Source organism: Sphingomicrobium sediminis (assembly GCF_023805295.1).
GTDB classification, from domain to species: Bacteria; Pseudomonadota; Alphaproteobacteria; order Sphingomonadales; family Sphingomonadaceae; genus Sphingomicrobium; species Sphingomicrobium sediminis.
The window spans coordinates 1,336,572-1,352,702 of record NZ_JAMSHT010000001.1; the positions used below are offsets into that span (position 1 = coordinate 1,336,572).

At 65.1% G+C, this 16,131-nt stretch carries 13 protein-coding genes; all 13 read right to left on the reverse strand.

What is annotated here, in order from left to right; genetic code table 11:
• Positions 1-16: 16 nt before the first annotated feature.
• Complete coding sequence (locus NDO55_RS06975) at positions 17-1,591, reverse strand: SPOR domain-containing protein (RefSeq protein WP_252113721.1); 1,575 nt, start codon at positions 1,589-1,591, stop codon at positions 17-19.
• Positions 1,592-1,698: 107 nt separating this feature from the next.
• A complete protein-coding gene (gene ftsZ / locus NDO55_RS06980; RefSeq protein WP_252113723.1) occupies positions 1,699-3,201 on the reverse strand; it encodes a cell division protein FtsZ in 1,503 nt (500 codons plus the stop codon).
• Positions 3,202-3,364: 163 nt separating this feature from the next.
• Complete coding sequence (ftsA, locus tag NDO55_RS06985; RefSeq protein WP_252113725.1) at positions 3,365-4,606, reverse strand: cell division protein FtsA; 1,242 nt, start codon at positions 4,604-4,606, stop codon at positions 3,365-3,367.
• Positions 4,606-5,502 carry a cell division protein FtsQ/DivIB gene (locus NDO55_RS06990; RefSeq protein ID WP_252113727.1) on the reverse strand — a complete coding sequence of 299 codons (897 nt, stop codon included), beginning with the start codon at positions 5,500-5,502 and terminating at the stop codon, positions 4,606-4,608. The genes ftsA and NDO55_RS06990 overlap by 1 nt, the downstream gene beginning before the upstream one ends.
• Positions 5,502-6,416 (reverse strand): D-alanine--D-alanine ligase, encoded by a 915-nt coding sequence (locus NDO55_RS06995; RefSeq protein WP_252115567.1) that lies wholly within the window; start codon positions 6,414-6,416, stop codon positions 5,502-5,504. Before NDO55_RS06995 ends, NDO55_RS06990 begins: the two co-directional genes overlap by 1 nt.
• A 17-nt stretch (positions 6,417-6,433) precedes the next feature.
• A complete protein-coding gene (gene murB, locus NDO55_RS07000) occupies positions 6,434-7,327 on the reverse strand; it encodes a UDP-N-acetylmuramate dehydrogenase (protein ID WP_252113729.1) in 894 nt (297 codons plus the stop codon).
• Positions 7,324-8,739, reverse strand: a complete 1,416-nt coding sequence (gene murC / locus NDO55_RS07005; protein WP_252113731.1) for a UDP-N-acetylmuramate--L-alanine ligase — start codon at positions 8,737-8,739, stop codon at positions 7,324-7,326. Before murC ends, murB begins: the two co-directional genes overlap by 4 nt.
• Positions 8,736-9,896, reverse strand: coding sequence for an undecaprenyldiphospho-muramoylpentapeptide beta-N-acetylglucosaminyltransferase (murG, locus tag NDO55_RS07010; RefSeq protein ID WP_425276884.1), 1,161 nt, complete (start codon positions 9,894-9,896; stop codon positions 8,736-8,738). Before murG ends, murC begins: the two co-directional genes overlap by 4 nt.
• Positions 9,881-11,050 (reverse strand): FtsW/RodA/SpoVE family cell cycle protein, encoded by a 1,170-nt coding sequence (locus tag NDO55_RS07015; RefSeq protein WP_252113736.1) that lies wholly within the window; start codon positions 11,048-11,050, stop codon positions 9,881-9,883. Before NDO55_RS07015 ends, murG begins: the two co-directional genes overlap by 16 nt.
• Position 11,051: 1 nt before the next feature.
• Entirely contained in the window at positions 11,052-12,269 is a 1,218-nt protein-coding gene (locus NDO55_RS07020) for a Mur ligase family protein (protein ID WP_252113738.1), read from the reverse strand.
• The gene (mraY, locus tag NDO55_RS07025; RefSeq protein WP_252113740.1) at positions 12,266-13,336 is read right to left on the reverse strand and encodes a phospho-N-acetylmuramoyl-pentapeptide-transferase; all 1,071 of its coding nucleotides are present in this window, start codon (positions 13,334-13,336) and stop codon (positions 12,266-12,268) included. Before mraY ends, NDO55_RS07020 begins: the two co-directional genes overlap by 4 nt.
• Positions 13,336-14,715: a UDP-N-acetylmuramoyl-tripeptide--D-alanyl-D-alanine ligase gene (locus tag NDO55_RS07030; protein ID WP_252113742.1), complete on the reverse strand. Its 1,380-nt coding sequence runs from the start codon at positions 14,713-14,715 to the stop codon at positions 13,336-13,338. The genes mraY and NDO55_RS07030 overlap by 1 nt, the downstream gene beginning before the upstream one ends.
• Complete coding sequence (locus NDO55_RS07035) at positions 14,712-16,127, reverse strand: UDP-N-acetylmuramoyl-L-alanyl-D-glutamate--2,6-diaminopimelate ligase (RefSeq protein WP_252113744.1); 1,416 nt, start codon at positions 16,125-16,127, stop codon at positions 14,712-14,714. The genes NDO55_RS07030 and NDO55_RS07035 overlap by 4 nt, the downstream gene beginning before the upstream one ends.
• Positions 16,128-16,131: the final 4 nt, after the last annotated feature.

Sequence of the window (16,131 nt, forward strand, 5' to 3'; positions counted from 1 at the left end):
CCCCTCGAAGGTCGGGTTAGAGACGGTCGATCTTGAGCGCGGCCGGATCACGCGACCAGACGAAGGCGTCGACGCCCTCGGCCTTGAGCTGGTTGACCCGGGCCTGCGCATCCGCCCTGCTGGAAAACGGGCCGACGAGCAAGCGGTGAAATTCGACGCCGCGCGTCACGAGGCCGGCATTCTCGCCGAGCAGGCCAGGCGCACGGCCGCGGATGCGACGATATTCGAATGCCATTGCAGAGGCATTGTCGCTGCCGGCCAGCTGGACGAACCAGCGCCCCTCGACCCCGATATCGGGCGCGGGTGCGGCGGCAGGCGCAGCGGGACGCGGCGCTTCGACCTTGGGTCGCGGCGCGGGCGGCGCATCATATTTGGGCATGGGCGCGGGCGGCGGATTGATACCGGCCGCGCCTTCAGATTTTCCCAGCGGGGTCGCCTCGTCATCCGTCTCGATGCTGGCAAGCACGCTGTCGAGATTGGCAAGACGCGTGTCGCGGCTCGGCGTGGCGGCAGCCTGCTGCCCGCGGCGTTCGGCTTCGAACCGGTCCGCCTGGACCGCAGGGATATCGACCGCACGCACCTCTTCGCTGCGCACCGGCGCCTCGCGGACGGTTACTTGCGGGATGGGCGGCGGCGCGGCGGGTTCAGCCTCGGCCACGGCCCAGCCTTCGGGCATGTTTTGCGCTTCGGCGACTTCGGTATCGGGCGTCGAGACCTGCCAGCCTTCAGGCAGGTTCTGCGCCTCGGGGTCGACCGTGGCGACCGGACGCGGTGCCGGCGGGCCCGCGGGCTCTCGCACCGGCGACGTCGGCACGGTCGGCGTCGACACGCGTTCGATCCGGTCGGCGGTCGGGAAGATGCCAAGATGTACGGCCGCGGCCTTCTGGCGCGGCGACATGGTGGGCAGTTCGGCGAAGAAGGGGTTCATCCGGTAGGAAGCGCCCGGCATGACTTCATCGATGGTCGCCGCAGCACCCTGCAGGTCGCCGGTCATGGCGAGCACGAACGCCCGCGCACGGATCGCCGCCATGTCGTCCTGTGCGACCAACGGCGCGAGCAGGCGAAGCGCCTCGTCGCGTTCGCCGCGCATGCCGAGGTTGAGCGCAAGGCGACGGCCGGCCTTCTGGCCCTCCGAGCTGCGCAAGGCCGCACGATAATCGGCTTCGGCCTCGCGCTGGCGACCGAGCAGGTCATAGGCGAGACCACGGCCTGCACCCATGTCGCGCTGCGTCGCGCCAAGCGCTGCGGCATCGGCGAAATAGGCAAGCGCCTTTTCGGGATCGTTCATCTGCACCGCGACACAGCCGAGCCCGATCAAAGGACGGGGATCGCTGGCGCGGATGTCTGCGGCGCGGCCATAGAAGCCGGCGGCGGCGGGCAGGTCGCCCAGCGCGAGCGCGGCCTCACCGGCACCGATCAGCGGGTCGAAGGCATCGGGACGCTCGGCCAGCACGCGCAGGTTGCGCGAGAGCTTTTCACCGGGCGTTTCCGAGGCGATTTGCGCCGTCGCGGGCGTAGGCGCGAGCGCGAGCATGACTGCCGCGAGCGCCGCCCCAATCGCGGGCGCGCGTTTGGATTTCGGATTAAGCATGGCGGCCTTGTGCCACGTCGAAGCTTTCTAAAGCCTGTCGATACCGTCCGGCACGCGATGAAACGTGCCGGTCCAGCGACAGGTGGAAATCCATCAACCCGTTAATATTACTGATTATTCTGGCGGTTAAGGAAGCCCGGAATGTCGACATTGTTGCCGAAGCTGCCGGCCTTTTCCTCTTCGCCCGCAGCAGCAGCGCCCTTGGCGATATTGCTCATGCGTTCGAACAGGCTGCCACCGCCGCCCTGCGGCGCGCTCGGCGCTGCGGTCGGCTTGGCTTCACCCTTGGTCGCGAGGAGCGGCATCGGTTCGGCTTCTTCAGCCTCGGCGACTTCTTCCTCTTCATCCTCGTCGACCGGCGGGGCGATGGGCGGGCTCGAGACCGGCTCGGCCAGCACATCTTCCTCGTCGAGGGTCAGGATGTCGTCGTCATTCGTTTCTTCGACCATGTCGGTGAGGTCGAGCGCGTCGTCCTCATCTTCCTCGATGATCGCTTCGGGTTCGTCCTTGGGCGTCGGCGTGCCGATGGTGAAATCCGCCTTGGGCGCAGCGCCCGTGGCCGGACGACCCGCGCCGGGGAAGCTGAACACATGGCCCGAACCGGTCGCGCTGGTCGTGGTCCGCGTCGGCGCCTTCATTTCGGCGTCGCCGTCGATGCCGGTGGCGATCACGCTGATGCGGATACGGCCTTCCAGCTCGGGATCGAAGGCCGAGCCCCAGATGATGTTGGCGTCTTCGTCGACCAGATCCTTGATGTGGCTCGCGGCCTCGTCGACTTCCATGAGCTTCATGTCGCTGCCGCCCATGATCGAGATGACGACGCCGGTCGCGCCAGCCATCGACACGCCGTCGAGCAACGGGTTGCTGATGGCCTTTTCGGCGGCTTCGATGGCGCGATTGTCGCCCTCGGCCTCGCCCGTGCCCATCATCGCCTTGCCCAACTCGCCCATCACCGACTTCACGTCGTTGAAGTCGAGGTTGATGTGACCCGGCATGATCATGAGATCGGTGATGCCGCGCACGCCCTGCTTGAGGACCTCGTCGGCCATTTCGAAGGCTTCCTTGAAGGTCGTGTCGGGGGTCGCGAGGCGGAACAGGTTCTGGTTGGGAATGACGATCAGGGTATCGACATGGCCCTGCAGCTCTTCGATGCCGCTATCGGCAGCGCGGCCGCGGCGCGCGCCTTCGAAAGCGAACGGCTTGGTCACGACACCGACGGTAAGGATGCCCATTTCGCGGGCCGTCTTGGCGATGACCGGCGCGGCGCCCGTGCCGGTGCCGCCGCCCATGCCGGCAGCGATGAAGCACATGTGGCTTCCCGCGAGCGACTTTTCGATTTCCTCGGCGGTTTCTTCCGCAGCGGCGCGACCGATTTCCGGCCGCGAGCCTGCCCCCAGGCCCTCGGTAATCTTGAGACCCAGCTGGATCTTGGTGTCCGCCGGCGAGGCGTTCAGCGCCTGCGCATCGGTGTTGGCGACGATGAAATTCACGCCCTGGATTTCGGCCTCGATCATGTTGGCGATGGCGTTGCCGCCGGCGCCGCCGACCCCGACCACGCTGATGCGGGGCCGCAGTTCGTCTACTTCGGGTCGCATGAAATCGATGCTCATTGGGTCGCCCTCCCTGTTGGCGCGCAAATCTTTGAAACCTGATAGGGAATCCTATGACATCGCGACTCCCACCCCAAGCGAAAAATGCGCTCACAGCCCAATAAGTGAATAAATGATTCAGTATGGGACGACTAATCGACCCGCTGATTCATTTCGGGACGGATCAGGCGCCCTTGAGAGCCTGGAACAGCCGCGCGATTATGCTGTCGCCGCGTCGCCGGCGGAGCGATCCGAGCGCCAGGTCCTGTTCGCTCGCGCCGTCATCCTCGGCGCCCAGCAGCAAGAGGCCGGTCAGGGTCGAGAAGGCCGGGCCCGCTTGCGCTTCGGGCATGCCGGGCAGCTTGATCGGACGGCCGATGCGCACGCGGTGGCCGAGCACGCCTTGCAGGTAATCGTCGATATTCTTGAGCTCCGCCCCGCCGCCGGTCAGCACGACCTGTCGCTTGGCCGGGCCGCCAAAGCCGAGGCCCTTGAGGCCCGCGTCGATTTCGTTGGCCAGTTCCTCGACCCGCTGGCGGATGACGGTGACCAGTTGGGCGCGGGTGATCCGCGCCGGCTCGCCATGCTCGCCAATCTCGGCATCGATCATCGCCTGGTTGTCCGACGGGCTCTGGATTGCCGAGCCGTAGAAGCATTTCATCCGCTCGGCATCGCGGCGCGTGACCCCGAAGGCCATGGCGATATCCTCGCTGATATCGCGCGCGCCGATGGGAATGGTGCGCAGGCCCACCAGCATGCCGCCGACATGCACACCGATCGTGGTGACGTCGGCGCCAAGTTCGACCAACGCCACGCCAAGATCGCGCTCATCCTTGCTGAGACAAGCGCGCGCGCTGGCAAGCGGCGCGGCGATGATCGCGCCAACCCCGAGATGCGCAGCGCGGATGACGTAATCCAAATTGCGGAGTGGCGCTTCCTGCGCGGCGATGACATGAATGTCGACGCCCAATTTGTCGGCATGGAGGCCGCGCGGATTCTTGACCCCTTCGACCCCGTCCAGCGTGTAGAGCGCGGGCTGGGCGTGCAGCACGACTTGCCCATCGCGTTCGATCGCGCCCTGCCCGGCTGACAGCAATTGTGCGACGTCACCATCCTCGACCTGCTGGCCGCCCAGTTCGACCTCGACATTGGCGACATCGCTCATCAAGCCGCCCGAGGCGAAACCCGCCCAGACGTCGTTGACGGTGACCCCGCTCATCCGTTCGGCAAGGTCGAGCGTTTCGCGCACGGCGGTTTCCGACAAGTCTCGATCCGAGATCGAGCCGCGCTTGACGCCGCGGCTTTCGCGCTGACCCGAGCCGACAATGTCGAGTTCGCCATCCTCGCCGACGCGCGCAATCAATGTCGCCACCTTGGACGATCCGATGTCGAGCGCAGCGATGAGCTTGCCGTCGGGCGCCGCCATTATTCGCTATCCTCCGTGACTTCCTGCTCGGACGCTGCGGCAGCAGCTTCCGCCGCCTCGCGCTCGGCGCGTTCGCGGGCATCCTCGAACTGTTCGCTCCGCGCGATGGCGCGTCCCGGCAGGCGCAAGTCGTAGCGCTCGACCCCGATGCCGAGGAGCGGCGAACGGCGGTCGACGCGGATGAAATTGTCGAGCGCTTCAGCGGCTTCGCGTTCGCCCTCGGGCAAAGCGAGAATTTCGCCTGTGGCGACGTTGAGATCCCAGCGGCGACCGCTCACCCAGCGCGCACTGGCCAGTTGCGGGCGCAAGGTCGGCGCGCGGTCGAGCAGGCGCTCCAGCGCTTCATATTGCTGGTTGGCCCCCTCCCCGATCAACAGCGGCAGGTCCGGCAATTCGGCAACCGGCACGCGCTCAAGGATGACGCCTTCATTGTCGATCAGGAACAGGCGGTCGCGGCCCTGCCACAAGGCCACCGGCTCACGTTCGACAATGTCGATGACCAACGTGTCGGGATAACGGCGAGAGACGCGCGCATCCTTCACATAGGGGAAGGCCAGCAGATCGCTGCGCACTGCGCCGACATCGACCAGCGGCAGCGCGCGGGTGCGCTGGCCGAGCGCGATCTGGTAGACCGGTTCGCTCTCCATCCGCTCGACGCCTTTCACGTCGATGGTGCGAACGTTCATGCCGGCATCGCCCATCGCGCCGCCGAGGCCGCGCGCCGCCATGCTGGGCAATTCCAGCGCGAAAATGACAGCAATCACGGCGACCGCGATCAGCGCGCCCAGCGCCCCGCGAGCGACCTTGTCGGCACCCGGCGTCGTGCTCGGCGCGGCCTTCTTCTTGCGCGCCGGCGCCTTCTTTCGCGTCACTTTCTTGGCGGGGCGTTTCGCCATCAGGCCAGCGCCTCCGCGATCAGCTTCTCGACCAATTCGCCATAGTCGATGCCGCGATAGGCGGCCTGTTCGGGCACGAGGCTGAGCGGCGTCATGCCGGGCTGCGTATTCACCTCGAGGAGGAACAGTCCGTCCATCCCCCGCGCCTCATCCCAGCGGAAATCGGAGCGCGAGCAGCCCTTGCAGCCAAGATGGCGATGCGCATCGAGGGCGATCTGTTTCATGCGCTCCGCAATGTCGTCCGGCACTTCGGCGGGGCAGACGTGGACGGTCTGCCCTTCCTCATATTTATGTTCGTAATCGTACCAGCCATTGGCGATCTTGAGCTCGGTGACGCACAGCGCCTCGCCGCCCAGCACCGCGACGGTCAGCTCGTGCCCGGCGATGAATTCCTCGGCGAGCAGCCGGTCGAAATCCTGCCACGGCCCTTTCGCATCGGACGAGATGGGCGACCCGTAATTGCTCTCGTCAGTGACGATGGCGACCCCGACCGACGAACCTTCGTCGACCGGCTTCAAGACATAAGGCCGCGCCATCGGATCGGCTTTGTATAGGCTCTTCGTCTCGACGATCTTGCCCGGGGGCATCGGGATGCCATGCGGTTCCAGCACCGCCTTGGTCAGCTGCTTGTCGATCGCCACCGCCGAAGTGGTCACGCCACTATGCGTGTAAGGGATCTGCATGAGGTCGAGCATGCCCTGCACCGTGCCGTCCTCACCGGGCGTGCCGTGCAGCGCATTGAAGACGACGTCAGGTCGCATCGCGGCCAGCACCTGGGCGACGTTGCGGTCCATGTCGACCGCCGTGACATTGGTCCAGCCGCGCCTTTCGAGCGCCGCGACAACACCCTTCCCGCTCGACAGCGAGACGTCGCGCTCTGCCGACCAGCCGCCCATCAACACGGCGACATGCATGTCCTTGTTCAACTCGCTCACCGACGTCCCACTCGTTTGATTTCCCATTCGAGCTCGACGCCCGAATGCTGCTTCACCTTCTCGCGCACTTCGTCACCGAGATCCTCGATATCCGCGCTCGTCGCATCGCCCGTATTGATGAGGAAGTTGCAGTGCTTTTCGCTCACCATCGCGCCGCCTTTTTTGAGGCCCCGGCAACCCGCCGCGTCGACCTGCTCCCAGGCTTTGCCGCCCTCGGGGTTCTTGAAGGTCGAGCCGCCGGTCTTGGTGCGCACCGGCTGCGAATTTTCACGCGCTTCCTGGATGCGGTCCATCTCGGCCTGGACAACATCGGGATGTTCGGGATGCCCGCGAAAGGTCGCCGCAACAACGATCGCGCCGTCGGGTAATTCGCTGTGCCGATATGAATAACCAAGATCGGCATTGTCGAGCCGCTTCACTTCGCCCTCGCGGGTGACGATTTCGGCATCGATCAGCACGTCCTTGGTCTCGCGCCCATAAGCGCCGCCATTCATGCGGACGAAGCCGCCGACCGTACCGGGAATGGAGCGAAGGAATTCGAGGCCGCCAATCCCCGCATCGCGCGCTTTGGAACTGACGAGGACGCCATGCGCGCCGCCACCACAGCGCAGCGAAACCGTATCGACCCGCTCGACCTGCGCAAAACTCTTGCCCAGCTTCACGACGACACCCGGCACCCCGCCATCTCGGATGATGAGGTTGGAGCCGAGGCCCAGGCCCATCACGGGTACGTCCGGGTCCAAGGCCTTCAGGAAGTCGGACAGGTCTTCAATGTCGGCGGGTTCGAACAACCAGTCGGCATTGCCGCCCGACTTGAACCAGACGAGCTTAGCCAGCGGCGCGTCGGGGGTCAGCTTGCCCCGCACCTCAATCTTGTCGGGTGTACTCACTTGGCCGCCCTCGCCGACTTGATGCCGTCCTCGAGCCGCGCGGCCCAGCCGGTAATATCGCCCGCGCCCATGCACAGGATGACGTCATTCTTGGCCGCAACGTCGCGTAGCGCCTCGGCAAGATCGGCTTCGTCCTCGACCGTGCGCACCATGCGGTGACCGCGCTGGCGCAAGCCCTCGGCAAGCGCTTCGGAATCGACACCCTCGATCGGGTCCTCGCCCGCGGCATAGACGGGCGTGATCATGACGATATCTGCCTCGTTGAAGGCGGTCTGGAACTCGTCCATCAAATCGTTGAGACGGCTGTAACGGTGCGGCTGTGCGACCGCGATGACGCGGCCCACGCCTTCGGCTTCGCGTGCGGCTTCGAGCGCCGCTTTGATCTCGACCGGATGGTGGGCGTAATCGTCGATGATCGTCGCGCCATCGACTTCCCCGACCTTCGAGAAGCGGCGCTTCACGCCGTCGAAGCTCTTGAAGCCGTCGCGGATCTGCTCCTCTGTAACGCCCAATTCCATTGCCGCGCCGATCGCGGCCAGCGCATTCTGGACGTTGTGGCGTCCCGGGATGGGGACATGGATGTCCTTCATCACATGCTGCTCGCCGTCGCGGTCGGTGTGGACCACGTCGAAGCAGGTGCCACCAAGCTCGGCGCGGACATTGTCGGCGCGAAGATCGGCCTGCTGCGAGAAGCCATAGGTGCGGATGCGGCGATCCTGCACCTGGCCGATCACATTCTGCACTTCGGGATGGTCGATGCACATCACGGCAAGTCCATAGAAGGGCACATTCTCGATGAAGTCGACGAATGCCTCCTTCACCTCGTCGAAGCCGCCATAATGGTCGAGATGTTCGGGATCGATATTGGTGACGATGGCGATGGTGCCATCGAGCCGGAGGAAGCTGCCATCGCTCTCGTCGGCCTCGACGACCATCCAGTCGCTACTGCCGAGGCGCGCATTGGAGCCGTAGCGATTGATGATGCCGCCATTGATGACTGTCGGGTCGATCCCGCCAGCATCGAGCAAGGCCGCGACCATGCTGGTGGTGGTCGTCTTGCCGTGGGTGCCGGCGACCGCGATCGTTTGCTGCATACGCATCAGCTCGGCGAGCATCTCGCTGCGCTTCACCAGCGGCAGGCGTTTTTCGCTCGCGGCCTGGACTTCGGGATTGGTGCGGCGGATCGCGGTCGAACAGACCACGACTTCGGCCTCGCCAAGGTTTTCGGGGTCATGCCCGATATGAATGGGGATGCCGAGATCGCGCAGTTTCTGGACGACGGGGCCGTCCTTCATGTCGCTGCCCTGCACCGAATAGCCGAGCTGGTGCATCACCTCGGCGATGCCCGACATGCCGATCCCGCCAATGCCGACGAAATGGATGGTGCCGAGGTTGCGGCCTAGTGCCTTCATGCGGGAACTCCCATGCCGCTGGGCCGCGGGGCGGCGACGCCGACGGGTCCGATAGGAATGGGATTATCGCCTGCCGCGATACGCTCGACCAGGTCTGCAAGCTCTTCGGCGGCGCGCGGACGGCCGACCGACAGGCTCCGCGCTGCTGCGTTGGAGAGCGCTTCCGGATCGCCGGCAATTTCTTCGATCTGGCGGGCCAGCTTTTCCGGCTTGAAATCAGGCTGCTTGATCATTGCCGCGCCGCCGGCCTTGGCCATTTCGCGCGCATTGAATGTCTGGTGGTCGTCGGTCGCAATCGGCAGCGGCACGAGGATGGCGGGCCGCCCCGCCGCAGTGAGTTCGGCGATGGTCGAGGCACCGGCGCGCGCGATGATGAGATGCGCATTGCCGATACGGCGCGGCATGTCCTCGATATAGGTCAGCGTCTCGGCCGGGATGTCGAGCTCGGAGTAACGCTCGGTCACCCTTTCGATATCTTCAGGACGGCATTGCTGCACGACACTGAGGCGATGGCGTAGCGACGCGTCGAGCTGGCCCAGCGCCTCTGGCACGACTTCGCCCAGCACGCTCGCACCCTGGCTGCCACCGGTGACGAGGATGTTGAGCGGCGCGGTTTCGTCGAAAGCCGGGAACGGCATCTCGCCCAGCCGCGCTACCTCGACACGCACCGGATTGCCGACCATCACTTCCTTGGATTTGTCCTTGGAGCGCTGCACCTGCTTATAGGCCGTTGCGATGGCCTTGGCCTTGCCCGCCAGCATGCGGTTGACCCGGCCGAGCACTGCATTCTGTTCGTGAAGCACGGTCGGGATTTTCTCGGCATGCGCTGCAAGCAACGCGGGAAATGCCGGATAGCCGCCAAAGCCGACGACGCAATCGGGGGTGAAATCGCGGTAGAGTTCGCGCGCCGCCTTGCGTCCCTTCATTACGCTGAAAACCGCCTTGATCATACCGAGCGGACCACCGCCCAGGCGGCCTGCCGGCAGCACCTCGACCGGCACATCCTCGAAGATGGCGGGGATCTTGGCGCCGCGCGCGTCGGTGACGAGCATCACGCCATGGCCGCGCGTCTTGAGTTCGTTGGCCAGCGCATGGGCCGGCACCATGTGCCCGCCCGTCCCGCCGGCGGCCAGCGTGATATTCATGTTCCGCTCCATCGGACCACATAGGGTGATCGGTTGAGATAGGGGTTTCGGCGACTGAAGGCGAGCAACAATCCCATGCCGACCGACAAAGCCAGCATCGAGGAGCCGCCATAGGAAATGAAGGGCAAGGTCATGCCCTTGGAGGGCGCGATCTGGACGTTGACCGCCATGTTGATGAAGGCCTGCAGCCCGAACTGGAGGACGAGGCCCGAGGCGGCGAGGATGGCCAGCGGGCTGTCCTCGTCGAGGAGCTTCACCAGCACGCGCGCCACGATGGCGAGGTAAAGAATGGCGATGGCGAAACAGGCGACCAGCCCGAACTCCTCGCCGATCACGCTGAATATGTAGTCGGTATGCGGCTCGGGCAGGTCGAACTTCATTTCGCCCGCGCCCGGGCCCAGGCCGAACATGCCGCCATTTGTCAGCGTCGCCATCGCATTGTCGGTCTGGAAATTGTCGCCCGTGCCGAACAGGAAAGCGTCGATCCGCTGGGTGGCGACGTCGTAGAAGAAGTAAGCGAGGACGAGCCCGATCAGACCGGCGACGCCAAGGCCGATGACCAGCTTCATCCGCGCGCCCGCCAGCGCGAACAAGGCCGCCCAGGTCACGAAGAAGATGACGGTCGAGCCGAAGTCGGGCTGGCGCATCAATAGGAAGCCCACCGCACCGACAAGAAGGGCGCTCGCCCCGGCGCGCGCGGCAAAGCTCATCTTGCGCGTGAAGATCCAGGCCAACGCGACGACGAAGACGGGTTTCATGAACTCGCTCGGCTGGACTCGGGTGAAGCCCAAGTCGATCCAGCGCTGCGCCCCGTTGATGGTCGAGCCGATAACCGGCACCAGCGCCAGCGCGATGAGGCCGACGCCGGTGGCCACAAGGCACAATTTCGTCAGCAGCTCGCGCGGCAGCATGGAGACAAGAATCATCACCGGGATCGAGGCAGCGATCCACATCAGCTGGCGCCAGAAGAAATAGAGTTCGGGCAGCGTTTGCGTCGAGCTGGAATAACGATCCGCACCGGCGGGCGACGCCGCTGCGACGGCGATAAGGCCGATGCCGATCAGGATGGCGAGCAGCAGCAGCAGCACGCCGTCAATTTCCCAGAACCAGCGCCCCAGTGCGGAGCGGTCGGCACGGCCATATTTCTGGGGGCTGAGCTTCAGCATCTCAAAGCGCCTCCACCGCCGCGCGGAAGGCATCGCCGCGCACCGTGAAATCCTTGAACTGGTCGAAGCTCGCGCAGGCCGGCGACAGGAGGACGGTATCGCCCGCCACTGCATCCGCCGCTGCCATCTCGACTGCCTTGTCCACGCTTCCCGCTTTCACGGTTTCGACCTTGCCCGCCAGCAGCCCTTCGAACAAGTCCGCACTCTCTCCGACAAGGTAGGCCTTGGCGATATTTTTTAGGTGCTGCTCCATCGCGCCCAGATCGTCGGTCTTGGCCTCGCCGCCGAGGATCCAGCGGATGCGCTCATAGGCAGCGAGCGCGGGGGCAGCCGCATCGGGATTGGTCGCCTTGCTATCATTGACGAACAGGACGCCATCCTTCTCCGCCACAATCTCCATGCGATGCGGCAGGCCGGCATAGCTGGCGAGCCCCGCCTCGATCTCGTGACGCTCCAGCCCCAGCGCCGAGCAGGCGAGGATCGCCGCCGTCGCATTTTGCGCATTATGCGGTCCGGCAAGCGCGGGCCATTTCGAGGTGTCGAGCGCGCTGCCGTCGGGCTCGCGGATCGCGACGCCGTCGTCGCCCTGCATCGCAAACAGTCGCTCCTTGGACGCGCGATATTTGTCGAAACTGCCATCGTAGCGATCGAGATGGTCGGGCGTGACGTTGAGCAGGACAGCCACCTCGCAATCGAGGCTCTGCGTGATATCGATCTGATAGCTCGACAGTTCGAGGACATAGACGCCGCCCTCTGCCAACGGATCGATGCTGAGGATGGGCTCGCCGATATTGCCCGCAGCGATGCTCGGCACGCCGGCCTCGCGCAGGATATGGTCGATCAGCGCAGTCGTCGTCGACTTGCCGTTGGTGCCGGTGATGCCGACCACCGCATGAGGAGGCAGTGCCGAGCGAGCGCGCGCGAACAGTTCGACATCGCCGATGATCTCGCAGCCCGCCTCGCGCGCCTTGTCGGCAATGGGATGGCGGTTGATCGGGACGCCGGGCGAGACGACGAGGCTGTCATAGCCATTGAGCCCCTCGGTCACGAAATCGACTCGCGTCGCGAACGGATTGGCCTTGGCGCGGGCCTCTTCATTATCGTCCCAGCAGGCGACCTCGCAGCCGGCCTTGATCAGCGCATCGACGCTCGCGATCCCCGAGCGCGCAAGCCCGTACACCGCGTAGCGTTTGCCACGCCAGGCGGTGCAGGCGATCACCGCAGTTTCAGAGTGCTGAGGCCCGCCAGCGCCAGCACGAAGCTGATGATCCAGAAGCGGATGACGACGGTCGGCTCGGACCAGCCCATCTGTTCGAAATGGTGGTGGATGGGCGCCATCTTGAAGATGCGCTTGCCGGTCCGCTTGAAGAAGAAGACCTGGAGGATGACGCTGACCGCCTCCAGCACGAACAGGCCGCCGACGATGGCGAGGACGAATTCGTGATGGGTCGCGACCGCGACGGCACCTAGCGCGCCGCCCAAGGCAAGGCTTCCCGTATCGCCCATGAAGACTGCAGCCGGCGGGGCGTTGAACCAGAGGAAGGCAAGGCCCGCCCCGACGATCGCCAGCAGGAAGACGGTCAGTTCGCCCGTCCCAAGGACATGCGGGATACCGAGATATTCGGAGAAGACCGCATTGCCGACGAGATAGGCGATGAGCGTGAAGGCGATCGAAGCGATGATAACCGGCATCGTCGCCAGCCCGTCGAGGCCGTCGGTCAGGTTCACCGCATTTCCGAAGGCGACGATCACGAATGCGCCGAAGGCGATGTAGAGCCAGCCAATATCCATCACCGACCCCTGCATGAAGGGCAGATAGAGATCGGTCCCCGACAGGTCGACCATCAGGAAGGTCGCAAGCCCCGCGACGAGGAATTCGAGCAGCAGCCGCAGCTTGGCCGAGAGGCCGGCATGATGGCGTTTCTTCACCTTGTCGAAATCGTCGACGAAGCCGATCACCCCGAAGCCTGCGGTGACCAGCAGCACGGCCCAGACATAGCGGTTGCCGATATCCATCCACAGCAAGGTGGCAAGGAAGACCGAGATGAGGATCAGCAGCCCGCCCATGGTCGGCGTGCCGCGCTTGGCGAGGTGCGATTGCGGTCCGTCGGCGCGGATCGGCTGGCCCTTGCCCTGTTTCTTCCTGAGCCAGGCAATGAAGGCCGGCCCGAGGATCAATCCGATCAGCAACGCGGTACCCGTGGCGGCACCGGCGCGGAAGGTGATGTAGCGAAAGAGGTTGAGAGGCCCCGGGAATCCGAGCCATTCGGCAATCAGGTAAAGCATTATGCGCCGCCTCCTGCCACCTGATCGACGACCTTGCCAAGCCTTAACGAATTGGAGGCTTTGACCAAAATCGCATCTCCGGGGCGGATTGCCGTTAACAGGGCATATCCCGCGGCATCCGCATCGTTAACGTGAATCACCTCGGTAGGGGTCAGCGAAAGAGCATCCGCGAGCGGCGCCATTTCCTCGCCGACGAGGATCGCGAGCGCGATCTTCGCATCGGCGACCGGCCCGGCCAGACCGGCATGGAGCTTCGGTCCCTCCTCGCCCAACTCCTTCATCGCGCCCAAGACCGCGACATGGCGCTTCGCCTCGACATCGCCGAGCATTTTCAAGGTCGCCGCCATCGAAGCGGGATTGGCATTGTAGCTTTCGTCGATGATGAGCACCTGCCCGCCCTCAATGTCGACATCGAGCCGCTGCCCGCGCCCCTTGAGGCCGGCCATCTCGGCAAGCGCGAGACCGGCACGCGCAACATCGCCGCGCGCTTCGCCCACCGTGGTCAGCACGGCGAGCGCATTGGACAGCCAATGGTCGCCCGGCATCGCGATGGTGAAGGTGATGGTGCGTCCGGGCAGGCGCGCGGTGACCTGGCTCCCGCCCTGCGGGGCTGCGGCAGCATAGAGGATCGAGGCATCGCCTTCCTTGCCGCCGAACGTCAGGACCCGATCGGTCTTCTGCTTGGCCGCCGCCACAAGGCGATCGCGCTGTTCGCTCTCTTCGGGGACGATGGCGACGCCGCCGGGTTCGAGCCCTTCGAAGATCTCGGCCTTGGCATCGGCAATGGCTTCGATGCTGCCGAGATTCTCGATATGCGCCGGGGCGATCGCGGTGACGAGCGCGATATGCGGGCGCACGAGCCGAGTCAGCGCGGCAATCTCGCCGGCATGGTTCATGCCCATTTCAAGGACCGCCGCCTTGGTCTCGCGCGGCATGCGCGCAAGACTCAGCGGCACGCCGGTATGGTTGTTGTAGCTCTTGACCGAGGCATGCGCCTTGCCGCCGGTGGTGCGCTCGAACGCGGCGCGGAGCGCTTCCTTGGTGGAGGTCTTGCCGACACTGCCGGTCACGCCGACGACGACTGCCTCCTCGCTCAAGCGGGCGCGCGCCGCCTTGGCCAATGCTTCCAGCGCAGCAGGGACATCCTCGACTTTAATGTGCGGCACGTCGACATCGCGGCTGACCAAAGCGGCGACGGCGCCATTGGCGAAGGCTTTCTCGATGAAATCGTGGCCGTCGTGCGCGGTACCGGGCATGGCGACGAACAGGTGACCGGGCTCGATCTCGCGGCTGTCGAAGGCGACGCCGTTGACGTCGAAATCCCCGCTGGCCGTACCGCCGGTGGCGGCGATAATCTCTTGCGCGGTCCACAGGCTCACGCGGCGCTCTCCCGCGCAACCTCGACATCGTCGAACGGCAGGACATGGTCGCCCACGATCTGCCCCTGCTCATGCCCTTTGCCGGCGAGCAGGACGATATCGCCTGCTCCCGCCATCCGGATGGCCTCGCGAATGGCCTCGCGCCGGTCGCCAATCTCGATGGCCTCGGGGGCTGCCTTGAGGATCGCCTTGCGGATCTTGGCCGGATCTTCGCTGCGCGGATTGTCGTCGGTGACAATCGCGATATCGCTATATTCGGCAGCGACTTCGCCCATCGGGCCTCGCTTGCCCGCATCGCGGTCGCCGCCCGCACCGAAGACGGTGATCAGCCGGCCCTCGACATGCGGCCGCAGCGCCGCAATCGCGGCCTCGAGCGCATCGGGCGTGTGCGCATAGTCGACATAGACAGGCGCACCGCGCGCCGAGATGACCGCGCGCTCAAGCCGCCCGCGCACCGGCGAGATGCGGCCCATCGCCTGAAACAGCTTGCCCCAGCTGGCCCCGCTGGCCAGCGCAAGGCCGGCGGCGACGAGGACGTTGGCGGCCTGATATTCGCCGATCAATGGGAGCTTGAGCAGCTGCGTCTCGCCGTCATGAGTGATGCTGAGCGCCTGGCCTAGCGGCGTCGCGCGGCGTTCGCCGAGGCGGATCGTCTCGCCGCGGCTCCCCACTGTCATCAGCTTGACGCCACGCGCTTTAACCCGCGCGATAACCTCGTCCGATTTGTCGTCATCGGTCCAGACGACCGCCGTCCCCTTGGGATCGAGCCGCTCGTCGAACAATTTCATCTTGGCCTCGAAATAGGCCTCCATCGTCTCGTGATAGTCGAGATGGTCGCGCGAGAAATTGGTGAAGGCGGCGGCATGGACCGGCACGCCCGAGGTGCGGTGCTGGTCGAGGCCGTGGCTTGAGGCTTCGAAGGCGACATGGCTGATTCCCATGCGCTTCAGCCCAGCCATATTGTTGAGGAAGGTGACGATGTCGGGGCTGGTGAGCCCCGTCTTCACCTGGTCTTCCGAGGTCGTCACGCCCAGCGTCCCGATGCTCGCCGCCCGTGCACCCATCATGCGCCACAGCTGGCGCGTCATTTCGACGGTCGAAGTCTTTCCGTTGGTGCCGGTCACGGCGACGATCGTGTCGGGATAGGGCGCATAGAAGCGGCCGGCGACATGCGCGAAATAAGCGCGCGGATCTTCCGCCTCGATATGCTCGGCGCCATCGACCTTCACGCTGGGTCGGGCGATGACGCCGATCGCGCCGGCCGCAACCGCGCCTTCGATAAAGTCCTCGCCATTCACCTTGGCGCCCGGAAACGCGCCGAAAATATTCCCTTGGACCACCTTGCGATGGTCGATGGCAAAGCCGGTAATCTTGATATCGCTCGCGCGGCGCGCGAGGTCGCACAGGCGCAAAATG

What these genes read in the sequence shown, in the direction of transcription:
- NDO55_RS06975 (WP_252113721.1), bottom strand. Translation starts at nt 1,591, where the DNA reads ATGCTTAATCCGAAATCCAAACGCGCGCCCGCGATTGGGGCGGCGCTC.
- ftsZ (WP_252113723.1), bottom strand. Translation starts at nt 3,201, where the DNA reads ATGAGCATCGATTTCATGCGACCCGAAGTAGACGAACTGCGGCCCCGC.
- ftsA (WP_252113725.1), bottom strand. Translation starts at nt 4,606, where the DNA reads ATGGCGGCGCCCGACGGCAAGCTCATCGCTGCGCTCGACATCGGATCG.
- NDO55_RS06990 (WP_252113727.1), bottom strand. Translation starts at nt 5,502, where the DNA reads ATGGCGAAACGCCCCGCCAAGAAAGTGACGCGAAAGAAGGCGCCGGCG.
- NDO55_RS06995 (WP_252115567.1), bottom strand. Translation starts at nt 6,416, where the DNA reads ATGCATGTCGCCGTGTTGATGGGCGGCTGGTCGGCAGAGCGCGACGTC.
- murC (WP_252113731.1), bottom strand. Translation starts at nt 8,739, where the DNA reads ATGAAGGCACTAGGCCGCAACCTCGGCACCATCCATTTCGTCGGCATT.
- murG (WP_425276884.1), bottom strand. Translation starts at nt 9,896, where the DNA reads ATGGAGCGGAACATGAATATCACGCTGGCCGCCGGCGGGACGGGCGGG.
- NDO55_RS07015 (WP_252113736.1), bottom strand. Translation starts at nt 11,050, where the DNA reads ATGCTGAAGCTCAGCCCCCAGAAATATGGCCGTGCCGACCGCTCCGCA.
- mraY (WP_252113740.1), bottom strand. Translation starts at nt 13,336, where the DNA reads ATGCTTTACCTGATTGCCGAATGGCTCGGATTCCCGGGGCCTCTCAAC.